This window comes from Anaerosinus sp. (assembly GCF_965318445.1).
In genome coordinates, this window is the sequence record NZ_CBDNNH010000018.1 from 282,952 (window position 1) to 302,511 (window position 19,560).

At 35.9% G+C, this 19,560-nt stretch carries 21 protein-coding genes; 5 read left to right on the forward strand and 16 right to left on the reverse strand.

All coding sequences use genetic code 11. The annotated features are described in order from the left end of the window. Window positions 1-312: 312 nt before the first annotated feature. The 12 genes from ACWZFG_RS09520 to ACWZFG_RS09575 form a co-directional block, all read right to left on the reverse strand. Complete coding sequence (locus tag ACWZFG_RS09520; protein WP_455577527.1) at window positions 313-2,205, reverse strand: SpoIVB peptidase S55 domain-containing protein; 1,893 nt, start codon at window positions 2,203-2,205, stop codon at window positions 313-315. A gap of 28 nt (window positions 2,206-2,233) precedes the next feature. Further along, complete coding sequence (locus ACWZFG_RS09525; RefSeq protein ID WP_177503757.1) at window positions 2,234-2,533, reverse strand: biotin/lipoyl-containing protein; 300 nt, start codon at window positions 2,531-2,533, stop codon at window positions 2,234-2,236. 75 nt (window positions 2,534-2,608) lie between these two features. Beyond that, a complete protein-coding gene (locus tag ACWZFG_RS09530; RefSeq protein WP_455577528.1) occupies window positions 2,609-4,012 on the reverse strand; it encodes a phosphodiester glycosidase family protein in 1,404 nt (467 codons plus the stop codon). 58 nt (window positions 4,013-4,070) lie between these two features. After that, window positions 4,071-4,424, reverse strand: coding sequence for a rod-binding protein (locus ACWZFG_RS09535; RefSeq protein ID WP_177503754.1), 354 nt, complete (start codon window positions 4,422-4,424; stop codon window positions 4,071-4,073). Window positions 4,425-4,442: 18 nt separating this feature from the next. Beyond that, a complete protein-coding gene (locus tag ACWZFG_RS09540; protein WP_177503751.1) occupies window positions 4,443-5,558 on the reverse strand; it encodes a flagellar basal body P-ring protein FlgI in 1,116 nt (371 codons plus the stop codon). Between the two features lie 14 nt (window positions 5,559-5,572). Further along, the gene (locus ACWZFG_RS09545) at window positions 5,573-6,169 is read right to left on the reverse strand and encodes a flagellar basal body L-ring protein FlgH (RefSeq protein ID WP_177503749.1); all 597 of its coding nucleotides are present in this window, start codon (window positions 6,167-6,169) and stop codon (window positions 5,573-5,575) included. Window positions 6,170-6,185: 16 nt separating this feature from the next. Further along, the gene (gene flgA, locus ACWZFG_RS09550; protein ID WP_455577529.1) at window positions 6,186-7,163 is read right to left on the reverse strand and encodes a flagellar basal body P-ring formation chaperone FlgA; all 978 of its coding nucleotides are present in this window, start codon (window positions 7,161-7,163) and stop codon (window positions 6,186-6,188) included. A 9-nt stretch (window positions 7,164-7,172) separates the two neighbouring features. Beyond that, the gene (gene flgG, locus ACWZFG_RS09555; RefSeq protein ID WP_147667043.1) at window positions 7,173-7,961 is read right to left on the reverse strand and encodes a flagellar basal-body rod protein FlgG; all 789 of its coding nucleotides are present in this window, start codon (window positions 7,959-7,961) and stop codon (window positions 7,173-7,175) included. A 100-nt stretch (window positions 7,962-8,061) separates the two neighbouring features. Continuing rightward, entirely contained in the window at window positions 8,062-8,808 is a 747-nt protein-coding gene (flgF, locus tag ACWZFG_RS09560; protein ID WP_455577530.1) for a flagellar basal-body rod protein FlgF, read from the reverse strand. A gap of 19 nt (window positions 8,809-8,827) precedes the next feature. Beyond that, window positions 8,828-9,856: a rod shape-determining protein gene (gene mreB, locus ACWZFG_RS09565; protein WP_177503742.1), complete on the reverse strand. Its 1,029-nt coding sequence runs from the start codon at window positions 9,854-9,856 to the stop codon at window positions 8,828-8,830. Between the two features lie 119 nt (window positions 9,857-9,975). Further along, the gene (locus ACWZFG_RS09570; protein ID WP_418626568.1) at window positions 9,976-10,170 is read right to left on the reverse strand and encodes a sporulation transcriptional regulator SpoIIID; all 195 of its coding nucleotides are present in this window, start codon (window positions 10,168-10,170) and stop codon (window positions 9,976-9,978) included. Window positions 10,171-10,181: 11 nt separating this feature from the next. Continuing rightward, window positions 10,182-10,745, reverse strand: a complete 564-nt coding sequence (locus ACWZFG_RS09575; RefSeq protein WP_455577531.1) for a phosphatase PAP2 family protein — start codon at window positions 10,743-10,745, stop codon at window positions 10,182-10,184. 346 nt (window positions 10,746-11,091) lie between these two features. On the opposite strand from ACWZFG_RS09575, the gene ACWZFG_RS09580 reads away from it, so the two are divergent. From ACWZFG_RS09580 to ACWZFG_RS09600, 5 genes are read left to right on the forward strand one after another with little or no spacing between them, the layout of a single operon-like run. Next, entirely contained in the window at window positions 11,092-12,441 is a 1,350-nt protein-coding gene (locus ACWZFG_RS09580) for an ATP-binding protein (protein WP_455577532.1), read from the forward strand. A gap of 13 nt (window positions 12,442-12,454) precedes the next feature. Beyond that, window positions 12,455-12,877 (forward strand): tripartite tricarboxylate transporter TctB family protein, encoded by a 423-nt coding sequence (locus ACWZFG_RS09585; RefSeq protein ID WP_177503737.1) that lies wholly within the window; start codon window positions 12,455-12,457, stop codon window positions 12,875-12,877. A 25-nt stretch (window positions 12,878-12,902) separates the two neighbouring features. After that, on the forward strand, window positions 12,903-14,432 hold the full coding sequence (locus tag ACWZFG_RS09590) for a tripartite tricarboxylate transporter permease (RefSeq protein WP_177503734.1): 1,530 nt from the start codon (window positions 12,903-12,905) through the stop codon (window positions 14,430-14,432). A gap of 4 nt (window positions 14,433-14,436) precedes the next feature. Beyond that, complete coding sequence (locus tag ACWZFG_RS09595; protein WP_418626561.1) at window positions 14,437-15,441, forward strand: tripartite tricarboxylate transporter substrate binding protein; 1,005 nt, start codon at window positions 14,437-14,439, stop codon at window positions 15,439-15,441. A 51-nt stretch (window positions 15,442-15,492) separates the two neighbouring features. After that, window positions 15,493-16,497, forward strand: a complete 1,005-nt coding sequence (locus ACWZFG_RS09600; RefSeq protein WP_455577533.1) for a tripartite tricarboxylate transporter substrate binding protein — start codon at window positions 15,493-15,495, stop codon at window positions 16,495-16,497. A gap of 59 nt (window positions 16,498-16,556) precedes the next feature. Here ACWZFG_RS09600 and ACWZFG_RS09605 read toward each other — a convergent pair whose 3' ends face one another. The 4 genes from ACWZFG_RS09605 to ACWZFG_RS09620 form a co-directional block, all read right to left on the reverse strand. Further along, window positions 16,557-18,092 carry a recombinase family protein gene (locus ACWZFG_RS09605; protein WP_455577534.1) on the reverse strand — a complete coding sequence of 512 codons (1,536 nt, stop codon included), beginning with the start codon at window positions 18,090-18,092 and terminating at the stop codon, window positions 16,557-16,559. Window positions 18,093-18,128: 36 nt separating this feature from the next. Beyond that, the gene (locus ACWZFG_RS09610; protein ID WP_177503729.1) at window positions 18,129-18,269 is read right to left on the reverse strand and encodes a hypothetical protein; all 141 of its coding nucleotides are present in this window, start codon (window positions 18,267-18,269) and stop codon (window positions 18,129-18,131) included. Window positions 18,270-18,430: 161 nt separating this feature from the next. Continuing rightward, entirely contained in the window at window positions 18,431-18,571 is a 141-nt protein-coding gene (locus tag ACWZFG_RS09615; RefSeq protein ID WP_309320551.1) for a sporulation transcriptional regulator SpoIIID, read from the reverse strand. Window positions 18,572-18,713: 142 nt separating this feature from the next. Continuing rightward, window positions 18,714-19,190: a hypothetical protein gene (locus ACWZFG_RS09620; protein ID WP_455577535.1), complete on the reverse strand. Its 477-nt coding sequence runs from the start codon at window positions 19,188-19,190 to the stop codon at window positions 18,714-18,716. Window positions 19,191-19,560 lie beyond the last annotated feature (370 nt).

The following is a 19,560-nucleotide window of genomic DNA, read 5'->3' on the forward strand; positions in this document are numbered from 1 at the left end:
TTCATTTATCCGCTAGCGAACATAAGCTACCTTCTTCGAGCGAAAGTAAAAACCTCGTAAGCTTCCGGATTACGTATCTGTTTCAGTGGAAATTAAAACTTCTACTGAAACAGCCTTGTTTATAACAGATGACGAATTACAGAACAAAAATAATAATAGTAAACGACTATTTACTATTATCTTATATTTAATTCAATTTTTTTTATCATATCCCTGCTAAACAAAATATTTTTTTGACATTTTAATAAAAAAAATATTAATTTTTGGCAAAAAAAACCGAAGAATGTTTATTTATTCTTCGGTTTAGCTTTATTATTCTACTTTTAGCGAAATCCTTTGAATGTTATCAATAATATAATCAACGGTTTTCTTGTTCTTTGATTGCACATTCTCTTCTTCTAATTTCTCATTTCCAATCGTCCCTATTTTTCTTTCCGAAACATCTTCTTTCTTAGAAGTCTCCTCCTGAACTACTGGATTTATTGGGTCTTGAACTTGTTGTGGCTCTTGGGTTGGCTTACTTTGATTTGTTAAATTTGGATTCATAACGCCGGGGGCCACAACAATTTCATTATTTTTATTTGCTTCCAAAAATTTTTTAATATCTTCTTCTAACGGTCTCGTTTTATCCTCTTCCGCACTGAGGTCAATTCCCTGCTGTTTCATCATAAGCTGTGCCAACGAAATCAATCCGCCTCCACGCACCTCAAGCATCATTGTTCCTTTCGGCTGTTTTTTAGGAACAGTATAAGGAACATTAACAGTGACTTCTTCTGAACGATAAGGCTTCAATTTCACTGCTATATCTACAGTTTCACCTGGCTTAACCGCTGTCTTTTTCGGTATAGCACTAATAATGGATGCCGTACGACGCGTTTGATCAATTTCAACATTTGCTTTCACACTAAAAATATCAATTTCATGGAACGTATTTGTGCTTAACATATTCAACGCTTGAAACAGCTCCCCAACGGCTAACTGTCCAGAGTCTTGCATACTATAATACATATTATCACGTTTAATAACTCCACCCGGAACCGAATTTGCTTGTATCTCAAAATCAATTTTCGCCGTGCTCTCGCCTATACGATCCATCGTTTTATCAATTGCATTATACACCATAGACGCAACTAATGGCGCAGTAAGCTCCTCATCATATGCCAGTTGAAGGTTATAAACACTATCTTTATTTAATTGTTTATCTTTCACCGTAATCTGCATCGGAACTACGCTAGGGTATTTGCCAATGATACCACCAATTCCCGCAGTACGATCCTGATTAATCACACCGATTAAATTTCCTGTCTGCCCAAATTTAAAACCACCATTTAATCCATGCTCTGATGTCAATACAACTGCATCCGTTAAAAAGTAATTTACATTACCCCGACGATAAAAAGGATGTCCAAAAGCAATAAGCTTATTTCCCTCAACTGCAGTAACTGTGCCAGTAGCAGCTAAACTAAAATCACCTCGAACCAGCGCAACACCTAAAGCACTTCCCGGCTCTAACTGAATTGGAGCATACGAATCACTCGCCGAGCCAATTCCTTGGTATGGTTTCATTCCTAAAGGTGCCAACTTCTCCTCAAGCATCGAAAATGCCGCTGGAGTAAAACCTGTAGCAACTAACATAGTTGAAGCTTTTTCCGGTTCTACTTGCTTAACCGCCTCAACAACTTCTTTTTCTTTTTCTAAAAATAAATCTTTACTTTCCTCTTTGCTTTCCAGTGCAGAAACTTTTTCCTTTTCTACATCTGCAGTTTCCAAAGGCGCATTTACTTCTACTTGATGAATCTTTTTCTCGCCTTTATCATCTGGCATATCCCATATTTTTAGCATTTCAGCAATTGGCGTAATTGCACAAACTCTTGCATCAATACTCGGCCAGCCGCCAGAAATTGCTCCAACTAGTTTTCCATCAATATATACTGGACTCCCACTCATTCCTTGTAATACACCAGCAGTCTGACTGATCACATCACCTGATACGCGACCTAAAATCATACCTTCTGGCGCACCATCGCGTAATACTCCAATAATCTCTACATCAAAACTTTCTACAGCAGTTCCTTTAATCACTGTCTTTGCAACTCCATGCATACCCGGCTGCAATTGATCAACCGTCATAATCTCTGGGGATGCTTGTACACAAGCGATGGGCATATATATAAGCAATAAAATTGCCCATACTATATTTCTCAAAAATTGTACCAACCTATTCATCCTCTCATTATTGTGCCTCAATACGAACCACTACATCACCACTATTAATTTTATTGCCTGGAGCTACTAAAACTTCTCGAACAATTCCACTTGTATTCGAACGAGCAGCAGTATTTGATCCTGCAAGAGTTTTTACTCTTACCAGTTCACTTCCTTCTACTACATGCTCTCCAACAGCTACAGCACTGACAACTTCTCCTGACAAAACTGCTTGCTGATTTACTAAAGATCCAGCAGCAACCGTCCAAACACCAAATACAAATAATAAGCTAAATATTATGAGTAATATACTTTTCTTATGAAGCATACGAAACACCTCTTTCTAAAGATTCCGTCTATATTTCCATTATACCTTAACTATAAGTAATCGCAAGTATTTAGTCTATTTTCCTAAAACCACCAATGCAGAACCAACTTTTCGTTCTCCACCGTCTGATGGAGAATTTATAATATCTTTACCAATTACCATTTCACTTGAACCCCCACCATCAAAATTAACAGCACTTACCGCACCCATTTCCTGCATAAATAAAGCTAATTCTAATAAAGTGTATCCAATACTATGGCTTTGCCTGCCGTCGATAACCGCTAGTAAAACACGCCCATCTTTTGTTAACCCAACAGCAGTTCTAGGCGCCCTGCCACTTGCAACGTCAGGACCAAACTGCTCTATTTTTGTCGTCAAATATACACTACCATTTTGCACAAGCAATGGGCCAACCCCCAGAATATCTTTCGCTTTATTCCAAGGCTCTCCCAAATCCTCTGTAATGACACAATCCTGACCAACTTGTAGATTGGCTAACCTATCTGCACTCGATCCATGAACAGATAAAACCACTTCACCCTTTTTCAAGGCGGAATTATTAGGATTAATTGCAATCACTTCATTATCTTTAATTACATATTCCCTGCCATAAATATTTGTCTTCGTGGTTTTATCATAATATTGGTTATAGAGTACTGCTGCATTTTCACCACGTTCAGAATTCACACCTGAAATCGGTAAAATTTCACCGTCACGCAATTTTACCGAACCTTGATAATCAACAGTCCCAATAAAAGGGGTTCCATCTTCCGCAATTCCTAATGCACTACGCGCCAATCCAGCTGTACTAACGATCGTTGAATCTATTTTTGTCAAGCCAAGTATCTCCCCATTTGAAGCAAAATAGGAAGCATTTATCGCCGCAATCGCATTATTGTCTTTCGCGATACCGCTAACCGCCTGCCGCCCTGCGATCATCCCGTTCGCTAATGCAGGTTTTATCTGGTATCCTTTTTTCAAATCTATATCTAACACATGCGCAGTAATCATCCCTTTTTCATTTCCTCGCATTAGCGTTATATGCTGAATTCCTGGCGCAATTTGTTCTACAATTTTTTGATCATAATTTTTGATAATATCAATATAGACTCTATTAGGATTTTTTAATGTATTAACTTTGTAAACTGCATTTCTATTCAATGTGATAATCGCGCTGAAATTGTTTTTTGTATCCATTGCAAAATCAATGCTCTTTATAGCCGTATCTTTAATCGGTAAAGATGTTAAATTCGCTTTATTCATTGTATTTGGCATATTCAAAATAATTTTTGTGCCATTTGCCTCTTGTTTCACTTCATAAGCAGGAACTGAATCGACATCAAACACAATACGAACAGACTCAGCTTTTTGACTAAAACGAATATTCGTTACTGAACTAGCCGGCGCTGCAAAAACAACTTGCATAAACATGACTAATACAAGGAATATTACAGCACTATATTTATTAAACCGCTTCATTTAACCACACTTCCTATACTATATTAGAAAAGCCAGGCTACTCGGAGCCTGGCAACTATTATTTTTTCGATAATGATAATTGTCGATACAACATATCAGCTAATCCCATGCCCCCGGCATCCGCCATTTTTTTTGTCAATTCTGTATCCAGCATTGACTGCAGGATTTGCTCTTCATTCGAATCGCCAAATAAAGTATTTTTAGGAACAGTCTCACGCATTTTTGTATACATTAAATTCAAAAACATTGCTTCAAAATCCTTACAAGCCGATTTTAGTTTCTTATCATCTTGTTTTTCTTTTGCCGTTTTTGTTGCTTCTTCTAAATGTTGGGCAAAATCCGTACTGCTTTTTGATTTTGCATTATTATATTCGCTCATCACTACCGATGAAGAAATCGCATCAATTTGCACTATGCTTCACCCCTACTTTTAAATAATCTCTAAATCTGCATGAAGCGCTCCAGCAGCTTTCATCGCTTGTAATATAGAAATAATATCACGCGGCGTTGCTCCAATTGCATTTAATGCCCCTACAACATCACTCACATTTGCCGTTGCCGAAAGAACAATCGTATGTGCCTTATCTTCAGTAACTTGTACGTCAGTATCCTTCGATACAATTGTTTCCCCCAATGAGAATGGTTGTGGTTGATTCACAGAAGTCGTTTTCACTATATTTACATTTAAACCACCTTGTGCAATGGCAACTTCATCTACTGCAACATTACCACCCATAACAATCGTTCCAGTTCGTTCATTTACAACAACTTTTGCAATGCTATCTGGCGTAACATATAAATCCTCCAACTCTGCAACAAAACCAATTAAATTATTTTGATACATATATGGGACAGTAATATTTACCGTACCAGGATTATTCGCTCCAGCAATATTACCAAATCTAGAATTAATCGCATTTGTAATTCTTGCAGCCGTTGTAAAATCTGGTTTTGCCAATGATAATGAAATCGTACCATCGGAGCCTAATTTTGCCTCAACATCGCGCTCAACAATTCCACCATTTGGCGAAAGTCCTACTGTCGTAAAATTCTTGCTAGTACCGCCACCTCCAGAAGAAGTCGCAAACCCCCCTGTTGAAACAGCACCTTGCCCTACAGCATAAACTTGCCCATTCGCTGCTTTCAGCGGAGTCTGTAACAAAGTACCACCTTGGATACTTTTCGCATCCCCCATAGATGAAATTGTTAAATCAATCGTATCTCCTGGTCTAGCAAATGCCGGTAAATTTGCGGTTACCATAACAGCAGCAACATTTTTCGTTTTCAACTGTGAAGAATCTATACTAACACCAAATGCTTTTAACATATTTCCCACAGATTGTAACGTTTCTAAAGTCTTATTCGAATCTCCAGTTCCAGCTAAACCAACAACAAGTCCATAACCAATTAGCTGATTTGACCGAACTCCTTGTACTTTAGCAATATCTTTTATTCTCGTACTCACTGTAGTCGACGCAGCAAAAACAGTTGTAGTCATAAAACAGAGGATAACTAATAATGCGATTGTCGCTATCTTTTTCTGCATAATAGCCTCCAAAATTAAAATAAAATATTAAATATCTGCGTCAATATACCTTGACGTTGTTTTGCATTAATCGGACCTTTTCCATCAAACTTCATTTCTGCATTTGCAACATAAGAAGATAATACAGTATTATCTGCTGCAATATCATCAGGACGCACAACCCCTGTAATCGTAATCGTATGTAAATCGGCATTTTGTTTAATAGACTGTGTACCCGAAACCACTAGATTCCCATTAGGCTTAACTTCCGTTACCTGCACAGTAATTTTCCCCGTAACGGTATTTGTATTTGTAATCTTCCCTGAAGATTGAAATTTATCCTCACCACTTGCGCTCGCAGCAGCCAAAAAATCAAAAATCCCCGTTCCTGCCGCTAAAGTATTCGATCCGGATTTGGAATTATTACTACTTCCTGAGCGTGAAGCATTAGAACTTTCTTTAATAATAATCGTTAAGGAATCCCCTACTAACCGTGCTTTTCTATCGGCAAACAGATTAATCCCACTTGAATCATCTACCCACAAGGACTCCGCATTTACCTGTAGTGGAAAACTCATAAGGATGACTGTGCATAAAATCAGCATTGCACATAATTTATTCATTTTTTTCATTTATCTACACCTGCCTTCAATGAGTCCCAACTTGTACCGTTTTTTCATCAATTACTCGTCCCATTACAATCTTGTTAGACAACGTATTCTTCACACGAATTTTATCTCCCTCACGACCATTCTGCATTGCCATTCCAGGAACAACAATTTCTACACCATTTACCTTTGAAAGAAGATTAATCATATCAGAACGCTTAATCAGTATTTCTTTATCAAGCAAACTTTTGGTAATCGGAACCCCCATATTAATATTTCGCCGAGCAACTAAACCAACTGCATCATTCGTATTCGTTAAATACCCTGCTGGTAATCGACTTGTATCAACAGTGACTAAATGCAAATCTCCTGCTGTAATCATTTCGCCTTTCGCAATACTACGTGTTGCCATAACTACAGGTTCCTGCATTGTAACTTGTAAACGAAACGTACTCTTCGTATAAAATGCACCATTAATATAAATATTAACGATCACATTTGTAGGTGCACTATAACGAACTCCATAGGGCAGATCAACCTTATATTGAACATCGCCTAACGGCAAAAAACAGTTTCTCGGAAGATTAGAGGCTTCAACCGTATATATACGCTCTGACGAAGATAAATCGATTTGACCATAAACAAAATCCTTTGCAATTTGCACCAATGAATCCCCGGATATTAACTGTGATTCTGTCTTAATTTTAATAGTGGGGGGGATATTCCAAGCAATACCTGAAAAATCCACCCCAGCTGAACTAAGCCTTATTCCCAGCAATTCACTCGTTAAGACTAAATCTTCTCCGGGTGCAGCTGCATTTGCAACTTTTAAATTTCGTAATTGTTCTATCCTAGAATTATCGTAGCCAAAAATATCTGCGATATCGCCCAATAAAACATCTGGCCCACTAATATTGCAAGTATCATATACATTAATCGTAATCGAAGATTCCTCAGCACATGCTAACCCTTGTAATATTCCAAGTAAAATCAGCAGACTAAGTAAAATTTTTCTCATTATCTCACTCTACCGTTTTAATCCATTTGCTACTTCTAACATAGAGTCAGACGTTGTAATCGCTTTTGAATTTGTTTCATAAGCACGTTGAGCAACAATCATATTCACCATTTCTTCAACGATTTGTACATTTGACATTTCTAAATACGATTGAACAAGTGTACCAGCACCGTCTTCGCCTGGATTACCTGTAACGGGCACTCCTGAAGCCGCTGTTTCCAAATACAAGTTTTTCCCCATGCTCGACAACCCCGATGGATTCGTAAAACGAGCAAGTTCAATTTGTCCACATTCTTCTGGTTCATTTTGTCCAGGAATAGCCGCAAAAACGCGACCTTCACCTGAAATCGTAATATCTGTAGCATTATCTGGAATTACAATTTCTGGCGTTAATAAGTATCCTTCTGAAGTAGTCATACGACCAGTATTATCACGTTTGAAAGAACCATCTCGCGTATATGCTGTTGTCCCATCAGGCAGCTCAATCTGAAAATAGCCTTCACCTTCAATTGCAACATCCAATGGATTTCCCGTGCTTTGAAAACTTCCTTGTGTATGTATTGTATTCGTAGCTACCATACGAACGCCATGCCCCATTTGTAAGCCAGTAGGCAATTGTGTATCTGGGCCAGAATCAGCACCCGCTTGACGAAGCGTTTGATACATTAAATCCTGAAATTCAGCCCGATGTTTTTTATGTCCTGTTGTATTTACGTTCGCTAAATTATTAGAAATAACATCCATGTTACTCTGTTGCGCATTCATCCCTGAAGCTGCAGTCCACAATGCACGCATCATAATAAAAAACTCCCATCAAAAAATATTTCTTGCAAATTCAGTCAATTTAAAACACTTTTCAATATTATATCGTAATAATAAACGAAAATGTTAAGTACAATTATCCTCTGCCAACTTCATTCACTGCTTTTTCTAACATTGAATCTTCTGATTGCAATGCCTTTGCATTCGTTTCATATGCTCGATATGCATTAATCAGTTTAACCATCTCTGATACAACGTTGACATTTGACAGTTCCAGCTGGCCTTGACTAATTTTCCCCGTAGCTTGTCTAGAACGCTCTCCTTGCGGAGCAACATACATGCTGTTTCCTTCTTTTTTCAAAACTCTATCATCATCGAACTCAACAAAATCAAGTGTTGTAATTTGCTCATTATCCAATGCGATTTGTCCATCGGCGCCAATCGTTACATTACCATTTCCATTAATTTGTACTGGACGACCTCCCGCTAAAACAGGAAATCCTTCATTCGTAACAAGTTGTCCATTCTCAGCTAAATTAAAAGACCCATTACGAGTATACCTTGTCCCTTGAGGAGTATCAATGACAAAGTAGCCTTTTCCTTCAATCGCAAGGTCAAAAGTATTCCCCGTTTGTTGCGTTGATCCCTGTTCATGTTGTGTATAAATTTCATCAATTTTCGAACCACGACCTAACTCGCCAATTTGAGGTGCTACTTGTCCATCATTGATACGTCGAATTAGAACTCGTTCAAATTCAGAACTCACCGTTTCATCTTTTTTATAACCAGTAGTGGTTACGTTTGCTAAATTATTTGAAATAACATCCGTACGCGTAGTCTCTGTAATCATTCCTGATGCCGCTGTATAAAGCCCACGTATCAAATTAAGACACCTCCTAGAATTATCTTATATTTGTATTTTTCAGTGTAGTTAAACTATCTTCCAATTTATCTATGGAATCCAATGCCTTGCCTGTTCCAAGCGCAACACAAGACAATGCATCATCTGCTAAATACGTTGGAATTCCTGTTTCTTTTTGAATTAAGCGATCCAATGCAAAAAGCATTGAGCCCCCACCTGTCATGACAATACCACGATCCATAATATCAGCCGCGAGTTCAGGTGGTGTGTCTTCAAGCACCTTCTTGACACATTGAATAATTCGGCTAACAGGTTCATTGAGAGCCTCACAAGTTTCATTTACTTCCATCTTTATCGTTTTTGGCAATCCCGTTAATAAATCACGCCCCCGTACCTCAAGCGAACCACTACGGGCATCGCGCATCGCCGCTCCAATATTAACCTTAATATCCTCTGCCGTACGCTCCCCGATCATGATATTATACTCATTTTTCACATAACGAATAATCGCTTCATCAAATTTGTCACCACCGATTCTTAACGAATCGCTTATAACAATTCCACCCAAGCTAATCACAGCAACATCGGTAGTTCCACCACCGATATCCACCACCATCGCACCATATGGCTCGGAAATTTCAAGTCCAGCTCCTAAAGCTGCTGCAAGCGGTTCCTCAATTAAATAAGTTTTACGCGCGCCCGCTTGTACAGCTGCCTCTAATACAGCACGTTTTTCAACAGTCGTTACTCCAGATGGAATACATACCATAATACGAGGCTTAAATAAAAAGCTTTTTCCCGCAACTTTTTCAATAAAATGGCGAAGCATACTTTCCGTTGTATCATAATCCGCAATAACCCCTTCACGAAGCGGACGAATCGCAACAATATTTCCGGGTGTACGCCCAATCATACGACGTGCCTCTTCACCTATAGCAAGAACCCTATCTGAATCTTTATCAATAGCTACAACAGAAGGCTCGTTTAAAACAACCCCTTTGCCTTTTATATAAACCAAAACATTGGCCGTTCCCAAATCCACACCAATATCCATTGACATTCCCAACATTGAAAATCCCCTTCCAAAACTACATTCAGTCAGCAAAATCGTAAAGCATTCTAATATAAATTACAGAAAATTTTACTCAACATGCTTTATTCTACATTTTACAATTAAATCCTTTATAATTAAAGATTTTCTTTGTAATATTTATATTTTTTTCGCGTCGCTTCGCCACCCCGAATATGGCGTTCCGCCTTATTTTTTTCCAGGACAATTCTCACTCTGTCCGACAAAGCTTTATTCAACATAGGCAATCTTTCTATCATATCCTTATGTACAGATAATAAAAAATGGAACGTAGAATTTTTTGCATTTTCAATATTTCTCTATGTCAGGTCACTTTATTATATTTAAATTTCGTTTTTTCATTTATATATCGACTCAATTTAATAATCAAAAGCGCCGATACGCTTCCAATAAAAGCAGCAATGATAACATCGCTTGGATAATGTGCCCCCAAATATAGGCGAGAAAATCCCATTAAACCTGCTAAAACCATTGCGCCTATTCCATATTTTAGCGGAAGATACCTCAGATAAATACCTGCTGCTGCAAATGCAATTCCAGTATGTCCTGACGGAAAAGAATATCCTGATGGACGCCCCGTCAATAAAGATAATCCCTCTAACGCATCAAACGGGCGCGTTCTCTGAACAATATTCTTTAAAAATCCACTCCCTATTAAAGCATATAGCAACATGGCCATAAATGCCAATATGCCAATCGTCCTTGTTTTTTTATAAATCGACAATACGATAGCACTTATAATCCAAATGATCCCCATATCACCACTGTGCGTAATCAATTTAAAAACTGGTGTTAAATATTCATTTCTAACCTGTTCTTGCAACAGAAATAAAATTTTTGTATCCAATAAAGCTACTTCATAAACCATATTCTTTACCATCCTTCTAAATATCGAAACATATTTTTAAATTAGAAATCCTATATGAAGTTTATCAATCTTCAACCTTTGTTTCAAAAATCCTTCTCTAAAAAGATAAAAATAATTACCAATTTACATTTTTTGCAGGAGTTTAATCCCTAATAGCGAAACTTTAATACTGCAACAATTATTTTACATTATTGTTTATTTTTGTCGTTTATTGTCGGAAATAATTTGTAGACAAGAAAGGTTTCACATGATGAAGGTGATCAATTTAACAACGAAGTTTAATATTAAAATAGTCAGTGTTGTTTTTCTCGTTATACTGGTAATTACCATTTATAACGACTGGCTTTTGTTACAAGCTGAAAATAAACAAAATTTACGTTATTTAACTTCAATCACAGAATTTTTAGCTGAGAAAAGCCCCCCTAATCTTTTTTCAGAAACTTATATACAAGCTACAGCTTTAGATCAATCAAATCAATTGACTATTTATTCTCTTAACCAAAAGCTCCAACCAATAGTTGATGAAGTTTGTATGCCTTATAAACGAATTCAATTTGGCTACTATTCGCAAAACTGTAAAAACGTAGTTGCTATCGGGTCAAAATTTGATGAATCTTTACTTATCGACATGTCACTAAATAAAGCAAATCCCATCCATGATGTGACTACAACGTCACTCATTGAAGAGGAGTTTTCCTCTTTATGGCATGGTGAAAAATCAATCACTTACTGTATTCCAATTAAAGAGAATGGAGTTATCGTTGCTCAGGCTTTCGCTAGCGTTAATCAAAGTAAAGTATATAAAATCCTATGGCAAAGAACAATGGACACCTTTTTAATCACATTTGTTATGCTTTTATTTTGTGTTATTGCTTTTCATGAACTATGCCTTAGATTGAAAGAAGATTTGATTAAATTTGCTAAATCCATCTCTTCGGGGAACTCTCACGATATAGATATTTCCTTTTCAGAATTTGCTCCAATTTTAAATTATATAAGCAAACAAACAGAAAAAATGACACAATTAGACCGATTAAATATCGTCGGCGAAATGGCCGCTGGAATCGCGCATGAAATTCGCAATCCACTTACAACCGTAAAAGGTCTGCTTCAATTCATGAGCCGAAAGAATGAATTCAATAAATATAAAGAAAATTTTGATTTAATGATTACCGAAATTAATCGTGCCAATGCGATTATTACTGAGTTTTTATCCCTATCAAAAAATAAAGCAATGAGCTTTCAAAAAATGAATTTAAATACCATTTTACAAGATATCTATCCTTTACTTCAGGCAAATGCACTATATTATGACTGTAAAGTTTATTTAGACTTAAGCGATATTCCAAATTTACTTTTAGATAAAAATAGCATTCATCAATTTATTCTTAATATGATTCAAAACAGCATTGATGCTATGCCTGATGGAGGATCAATCCATATCTCAACAGTATTAACTAACAATAATGTAGTTCTAACAATTAAAGATTCTGGAATTGGGATTTCAAAAGACATTCAAGATCATTTATTTACACCGTTTTTTACAACCAAGGATAAAGGAACAGGACTTGGCTTAGCGATTTGCTCTCGGATTATTCATCGCCATAAAGCCACTCTAACATTCAACAGTCAAATAGGAGAAGGTACAACTTTCATCGTTACCTTCCCCTCCATAGATTCAAATAATAAAAATTAAAAGGAGTATTGCTATGACCGAGAAAATACTTACCGCTATGTTTGCAATAGTAAGCTTACTCTATCTTTATTTTGCCCATCAATTATCCTTTGGCTCGCTTCAAAATCCTCAGTCTGGTTTTTTGCCAATAACCATTGGGATTATCGCTATAATTTTGTCTTTCATATTAATTATCAAACAACTCCGTTCAACCAAAGCAGAGTCTGCAGAATTAGTAAACTGGACAAAATTTACATTTATACTTTTAGGATTGATTTTTTATATCTTGTTTTTTAAATTTTTGGGCTACTTCTTCTCAACCTTATTTTTTCTATTCTATCTACTTAAAATCGCATCAGAAAAAACAGATTGGTGGAATCCATTTATCATTTCTTTTATCAGTTCAACCTCTTTTTATTTACTTTTTAAATACTACCTAGATGTAACATTACCTTAATCAAAACAGCTAAGGAGGTTTTACCTTGGAAACTTTCGATATGCTATTACACGGTTTTACCGTCAGCATGATGCCAGCAAATCTAGTAGCATGTGCCATAGGAGTTTTATTAGGAACACTCGTCGGAGTTTTGCCTGGGATTGGAACAATCGGTGCAATTTCTTTATTACTGCCATTTAGTTATACGATGGATCCTACCTCATCTTTAATTATGTTTGCAGGAATTTATTACGGCTCTAAATACGGGGGATCAACTACCTCTATTTTAATGAATGTCCCCGGAGAAACAGCATCTGTTGTAACCTGTATCGATGGCTATGCCATGGCACAACGTGGAAGAGCAGGTGCTGCTTTAACAGTCTCAGCAATAGGTTCATTTATCGCAGGCACTATCGGCGTCATCGGACTCACCTTGTTTGCTCCCCCTTTAGCTGATCTTGCCTTAAGCTTTGGACCACCAGAGTACTTTGCCTTATCGATTGTCGCCTTATTTTTTTTAACAAAACTAACAGGGACTTCTATGCTAAAATCCACGTTAATGGTTACTTTAGGAATTATGCTTGGTACGGCTGGATTAGACTCCCTGTCAGGAATTAGCCGATTTACTTTTGGTATTGATGAACTAGACCGTGGATTTGATTTATCCCTTCTAGCTATGGGAATATTCGGCATCGGTGAAATTCTAACTGTCATGGCCTCCTCCACCCCGCCATCAACTATTCAAAAATTTAAATTCCGCGATTTATATCCAACACACGAAGAATGCCAGCGCTCTATAGCCCCAATTTTCCGCGGCAGTATTTCGGGCTTTTTAGTCGGATTAATGCCAGGACCTTCATCAACAATCTCAACGTTTGTCTCCTATGCATTAGAAAAATATTGCAGCAAAAATCCTGCTGAATTCGGTCATGGTGCAATTGAAGGTGTCGCCGGTCCCGAGTCTGCAAACAATTCAGCTAGTTCCGCAAGCATGATTCCTCTTTTATCCTTAGGATTGCCATTTTGTGGCGGTACCGCAATTTTACTAAGCGGATTCATGGTCCACGGAATTCTTCCAGGTCCTTCCTTAATTACACAATATCCAGACCTATTTTGGGGTCTTATCGCCAGTATGTACGTAGGTAATGTTATGCTGCTTATTATCAATTTGCCCTTGGTTGGTGTTTTCGTCCAACTATTACGAACACCGTTATATATACTAATGCCATTAGTCATTGTGCTGACATTAACTGGAGCGTATGCGGTTAACAATAGTGTATTTGATCTAATATGCATTTTATTATTTGGTGTCCTAGGTTTCTTCCTAAATCGTACAGGCTTTGAGCCAGCGCCACTCATCATTGGAATAGTCATTGGTCCTGAACTTGAACAAAGATTAATTCAAGGATTAATTATCTGTGACGGCAGTTTACTAGACATGCTAACACGACCGATTTCCGCAACCATTATATGTGTCGGGCTTCTTTTTGCTATCTATAATTTGTTTAAATGGTTCAAAAATTTTCAAATATCGTACACAAAAAAGTGTCACGATAATAATAAAAAGGAGATGTAAAGACATGCAAAAAAAATCACTAGTATTTCTTATGATGGGTTTATTTATTACAGGAATTACAATGACTGGATGTACAATGACCGGAGAGAAAAACGATTACCCTAATAAGCCTATAAATGTAATTGTCCCATTTACAGCTGGAGGAAGTTCCGACTTACAAGCTAGAACTCTAGAAAAATTAGCACCTAAATATCTTGACCAAAATTTTATTATTCTTAATAAACCTGGTGGTGGTGGAAGTGTTGCTTGGAATGAACTAGTAACTTCACCATCCGATGGATATAACATCGGGATCAGTTACGCAGCTTTACTTTTGCAACCTTTATATGGATCAACAAAATACCATTATCCAACTGCACTTGAACCAATAGTTCAGTTTTCTACTACTCCTTTATTATTTGTAGTAAATACAGACCAACCATGGCAAACACTTGATGATTTAATTAAATTTAGTAAGCAGAATCCTAACAAAATAAATTTAGGGCATGCCGGAATCGGAGATATAAGCCATATAATCGGAGAAATATTTGCCAAAGAAGCTGATATCAGCATTAATCAAATTCCATTTAAAGGTGCAAGTGAGTCTACAGCTGCTTTGTTAGGGGGACATATTCAAATCGTAGTTGCGAGCCCAGGTGCTTTAACGGAGCAAATCGCAAGTGGAAAATTACGAGCATTGGCTATATCAAGCGAAAATCGCTCTACTAATCCTATTTTTGCGCAAACACCAACTTTTAAAGAACTAGGATATAATATAGTTTTAGAAAATTGGTTCGGCATTATTGCACCAAAAGAAATTACTTCTGAGACAAAAAAGAAATTAGAAGCAGGATTAACCAAAATGATTGCAGACCCAGAATTTAAAGTAAATATTGAAAAGCTTGGCATGGAAGTAAGTTATTTAAATTCCGAAGACTCGAAAAAAAAATGGATTGCTGATAATGAAAAGCTATCTAACATGTTAAAAGAGACTGATATTATTGAACAAATTCAAGCACAGAAAAAATAATTTTAAAAGTAATTAAAAACTTAATGAATAATAAAAAGGAGATGTAAAGACATGCAAAAAAAATCACTAGCATTTCTTATGATGAGTATATTCATTACAGGAATTACAATGACTGGATGTACAATGACCGGAGAAAAAAACGATTACCCTAATAAGCCTATAAATGTAATTGTCCCATTTAGTGCCGGCGGCGGAACTGATTTACAAGCAAGGGCATTGGAAAAATTAGCTCCAAAATATCTTAATCAAAATTTTATTATTCTTAATAAACCTGGTGGAAGTTGTACAATTGGTCTTAATGAATTAGTTACTGCATCTCCTGATGGATATACAATTGGATTAAGTCCTTTAAATTTAATTTTGCAACCATTATATGGAGCTACAAAATATCATTACCCAACTGCACTTGAGCCAATCGTACAAATCTCAACAACCCCTTCAATTTTAGTTGTAAACGCCAATCACTCTTGGGAGACATTAGATGATTTAATTACATACTGTAATCAACACCCTAGGGAAATCAAGTTCGGGCATTCAGGAATTGGTGACTCTAGCCACATTATTGGTGAAATATTTGCCAAAAAAGCGAATATTGAAATCGAACAAGTACCATTTCGCGGAGCAAGTGAATCAATATCTGCATTACTAGGTGATCATGTCCAATTTATCATTGCCAGCCCTGGTGCTTTAACTGAACAAATTAAAAGCGGTAAATTAAAAGCATTAGCCATATCTGGAGAAAAACATTTATCCAATTCTGCACTTAGCAAAATACCTACTTTTCAAGAATTAGGATTTGATATTGTTTTAGAAAATTGGTATGGTATAGCCGCACCAAAAGAAATTGACGCAAAAACAAAGAATAAACTTGTTGAATCACTAAAGAATATGATTAGCGACCCTGATTTTAAAACCAATCTTGACCAGTTAGGCATGGAAGTCAGTTATTTAAATTCTGAAGAAACCAAAAAGAAATGGATATCCGACACTGAAAAGTTGACTAACATATTAAAAGAAACTAATATTATTGAACAAATCCAAGCGCAAAAACAATAGTTTATGATACTCAGCAATAAAAATGGCAGGACTCAACCACTGAGTCCTGCCATTTTTTATTAGCCACTACATATATTCATTATGTCTACTTCTGAAAATAAATTTAATCTAACTTTTATATTGCCTTGTTCACTAACTAAAATTTTTTCAATTAATTTTCTTAATAACATATTGCCAAACTCACCACTGCTTAAAATTTCTTTTATATTTACACAATATCTTTGCACTAGCATATCAATTTGCAGATGAATATTTTCTTCTTGTTTAAAACTCTTCAATTCCTTTTCATACGACTCAATTTGCCTATTAATCTCGCCCACACGCTCTTTTAATTCATCTATTGAAATAATCTCAAATTCATACATCTCAGTTTGCTTGCGCTTTATCCGTTTTAGTCGAACAATTTCTTTTTGAATTTTATTTGTATTGCAAGTAAAATCCTCTTTACTCCACTTTCTTTTTAGTAAATGAATAACTTTCCCCATTAAATTTTTTTGTGAATCTATCATTTCTGAAAAATAATCTTGAATAGCAGTTAGCAGTTCTGCTTCATCAATCGTAGTGCTATTATTACAAAAATCTTTTCCTTGAGAGTTACGCCCTGTACAAACCCATCGTATATATTCTTTTGTATACTTTCTATACATCCGACGAAAACTGTATCCACAGCTCTCACATTGAATCAATGTACTAAAGCAATACTTATTCGATTGCCGCTCCTTTTTATGTCGAAAATCTTCATTTCGTTTTTTCATAATTTTTTGCGCTTTTTTAAATGTATATTCATCAACAATCATTAAATCTGGTTTGTTTGCAATAAAAAAATCCGCTTCGCGATTCACGCCCCGTTCACCGGTTAAAAAGTCTTTCACATAGGATTTTCCATTTATCACTCTTCCCATATAAAGTTGATTGCTTAGAACTTTTCCTACTGAATATGGATGCCATTTATAATCTCGTTTTGTCTTTATCCCTTCTTTGTTTAAAAAATTTGCAATTTTAAAAAAGCCTAAGCCTTGATTTAGATACAAATCAAACATTTTTCGAATGATCCTTGCTTCATATGGATTAACTTTTAAATCGAAATATTCCCCATGAATTTTATCATATCCATAAACTAAATTAGGTACACGCCCTTTCTCTGCATTACGCTTTTTGCCAAATTTAACTCTTTTGGAAATATTAGCACTTTCTTCTTGGGCAACAGCAGCTAAAATGGTCAATGTAAGCTCCCCATCATTGCTGGACATATTTGCCGTAACAAATCGACAATCGACATTTAAAGATTTGAGTTTACGAATACTTTGCAGAAAATCTACTACATTACGAGCAAGCCTAGAAACGTCTTTTACGTGCACCGAGGAAAATCTTCCGCATTCTGCATCTTTCATCATTCGCTTAAATTCGCGACGATTTTTTAATTTTGTTCCACTAATTCCCTCATCCGCATATACCTCAACCAGTTCTAAATGGTTACGATTTGCATATTCCATAAAAAATTCTTTCTGGGCTTGTAAACTCATAATCTGTTCATCTTTATCCGTTGATACTCTACAATAGGCTGCAATCTTTGGTTTCACTTGATCATTCAGCATATGATTCCTCCAAACAGTAAAGATTCTGTGTCTAATTTACCCCATCATTTCTTCTGGCTTTGATTTACTTTGTTCTAAATCGCACTTGATTTTCATCATCAATGCTTCTGCAAGAATTAACGGTAAAAATTTTTCTATCTCACTGCTTGAATTGCAGTTTTCAAATTGAATTTTCACTTTTTTCATCTCCCTCTAATGCTTGTACTAATAAATATTATCTTCATCAATAAAAAATTCCCTATTTATTTTTATCCGCTGACTAATCCGCTTTATATTTTTAACCCTACAATGATAAAAAAGAATTCCCAACTATAAGTTGAGAATTCTTTTTTATCGTTCTATTTTATATTATCTTTATGTACAGTAGATTTACTAACACCAAAAACGTTGGCAGCCTGCCTTACTGTATGTTTGGTCTCTAAAATATGCGCACAAATCTCTAATACACGTTTGCGAATATATTCTTTCATCCTGTCCATTCCCCCAATGACTTTGCTATCAAATGTATATGCAAAAATCTACATTGACAGAACTGATAGCCGTAGAGGTTATTCCTTACAAATCCACCAGTGTATAAAATTAAAGCGATAATCTAAATATCCATTAATAAATTTGTTGCAATTATATATTCGCCTTAAAAATATTTTCTAATTGCGAAGAATTTATCACACTATTATCTTCATATTCTTTTCTAGCTCTTTCCGTCATTGCATTCAAAGTAGTCTTATCATCATATTTATCTTGGGATTTCCCTATGTTGAATGGATTACTGCCGTGTTGAGACTGTTTATCATTTCCTGTACTTATTTTTTGTTTACTGATTACTTTGGATTCAATTTGCTTTCCTGAAGAATCAACAGTAATTTGTGTCAATACTACAATCTGCGATCCATCATCAGCCGTAATTACACTCCGCTGAATAGTCGTTGTTGTTTCCTCATCACTGCCACCTTGCCCTTGACTTTTTGAAGAATTAGTCTCTCCAGCTAATGTTTTTTTGAACTGTTCAGCTGCGTCATCCATTTTATTTACAGAAGATGTTGAAGCAGAAGTAGCTGTATTCCATAAATTGTGATTTACTCCTTGAATACTGCTCATTTTTTAATCTCTCCTAAATATGGAATCCATTCGATCAAATTCTCGTTCCCTCATTTAATTTATCGAAAAAACTGAAGAAACTTTAAGTATTTTTTCTAATTTTATTATTAGCATAACTTATAAGAAGAAGCCTCAGTTTTGTTAATGCAAGCCAAAATTAAGATTTTGTTATTTTAACTAAAAAGATCTCCTTAATTTGTAAATCTTATTTTTTCTATATTGTGAAAATTACAAAGCTTTTTGTAATTTTTTGTAGAATTTTCAAAGGAAAATATTCCTTTTTTCTAGTATTATTCTATTAATTAAATAAATATTTGTAAAAGTGAGGGATTCCTATGTCATTCAATTTTCGAAGTCTTCGCACTCAATG

Coding starts and splice junctions, on each gene's coding strand:
- ACWZFG_RS09620 (WP_455577535.1), bottom strand. CDS start 19,190: ATGAGCAGTATTCAAGGAGTAAATCACAATTTATGGAATACAGCTACT.
- ACWZFG_RS09595 (WP_418626561.1), top strand. CDS start 14,437: ATGCAAAAAAAATCACTAGTATTTCTTATGATGGGTTTATTTATTACA.
- ACWZFG_RS09575 (WP_455577531.1), bottom strand. CDS start 10,745: ATGGTTTATGAAGTAGCTTTATTGGATACAAAAATTTTATTTCTGTTG.
- ACWZFG_RS09545 (WP_177503749.1), bottom strand. CDS start 6,169: ATGAAAAAAATGAATAAATTATGTGCAATGCTGATTTTATGCACAGTC.
- ACWZFG_RS09585 (WP_177503737.1), top strand. CDS start 12,455: ATGACCGAGAAAATACTTACCGCTATGTTTGCAATAGTAAGCTTACTC.
- flgA (WP_455577529.1), bottom strand. CDS start 7,163: ATGAGAAAAATTTTACTTAGTCTGCTGATTTTACTTGGAATATTACAA.
- ACWZFG_RS09525 (WP_177503757.1), bottom strand. CDS start 2,533: ATGCTTCATAAGAAAAGTATATTACTCATAATATTTAGCTTATTATTT.
- ACWZFG_RS09530 (WP_455577528.1), bottom strand. CDS start 4,012: ATGAAGCGGTTTAATAAATATAGTGCTGTAATATTCCTTGTATTAGTC.
- mreB (WP_177503742.1), bottom strand. CDS start 9,856: ATGTTGGGAATGTCAATGGATATTGGTGTGGATTTGGGAACGGCCAAT.
- ACWZFG_RS09605 (WP_455577534.1), bottom strand. CDS start 18,092: ATGCTGAATGATCAAGTGAAACCAAAGATTGCAGCCTATTGTAGAGTA.
- flgG (WP_147667043.1), bottom strand. CDS start 7,961: ATGATGCGTGCATTGTGGACTGCAGCTTCAGGGATGAATGCGCAACAG.
- ACWZFG_RS09615 (WP_309320551.1), bottom strand. CDS start 18,571: ATGGACAGGATGAAAGAATATATTCGCAAACGTGTATTAGAGATTTGT.
- ACWZFG_RS09540 (WP_177503751.1), bottom strand. CDS start 5,558: ATGCAGAAAAAGATAGCGACAATCGCATTATTAGTTATCCTCTGTTTT.
- ACWZFG_RS09600 (WP_455577533.1), top strand. CDS start 15,493: ATGCAAAAAAAATCACTAGCATTTCTTATGATGAGTATATTCATTACA.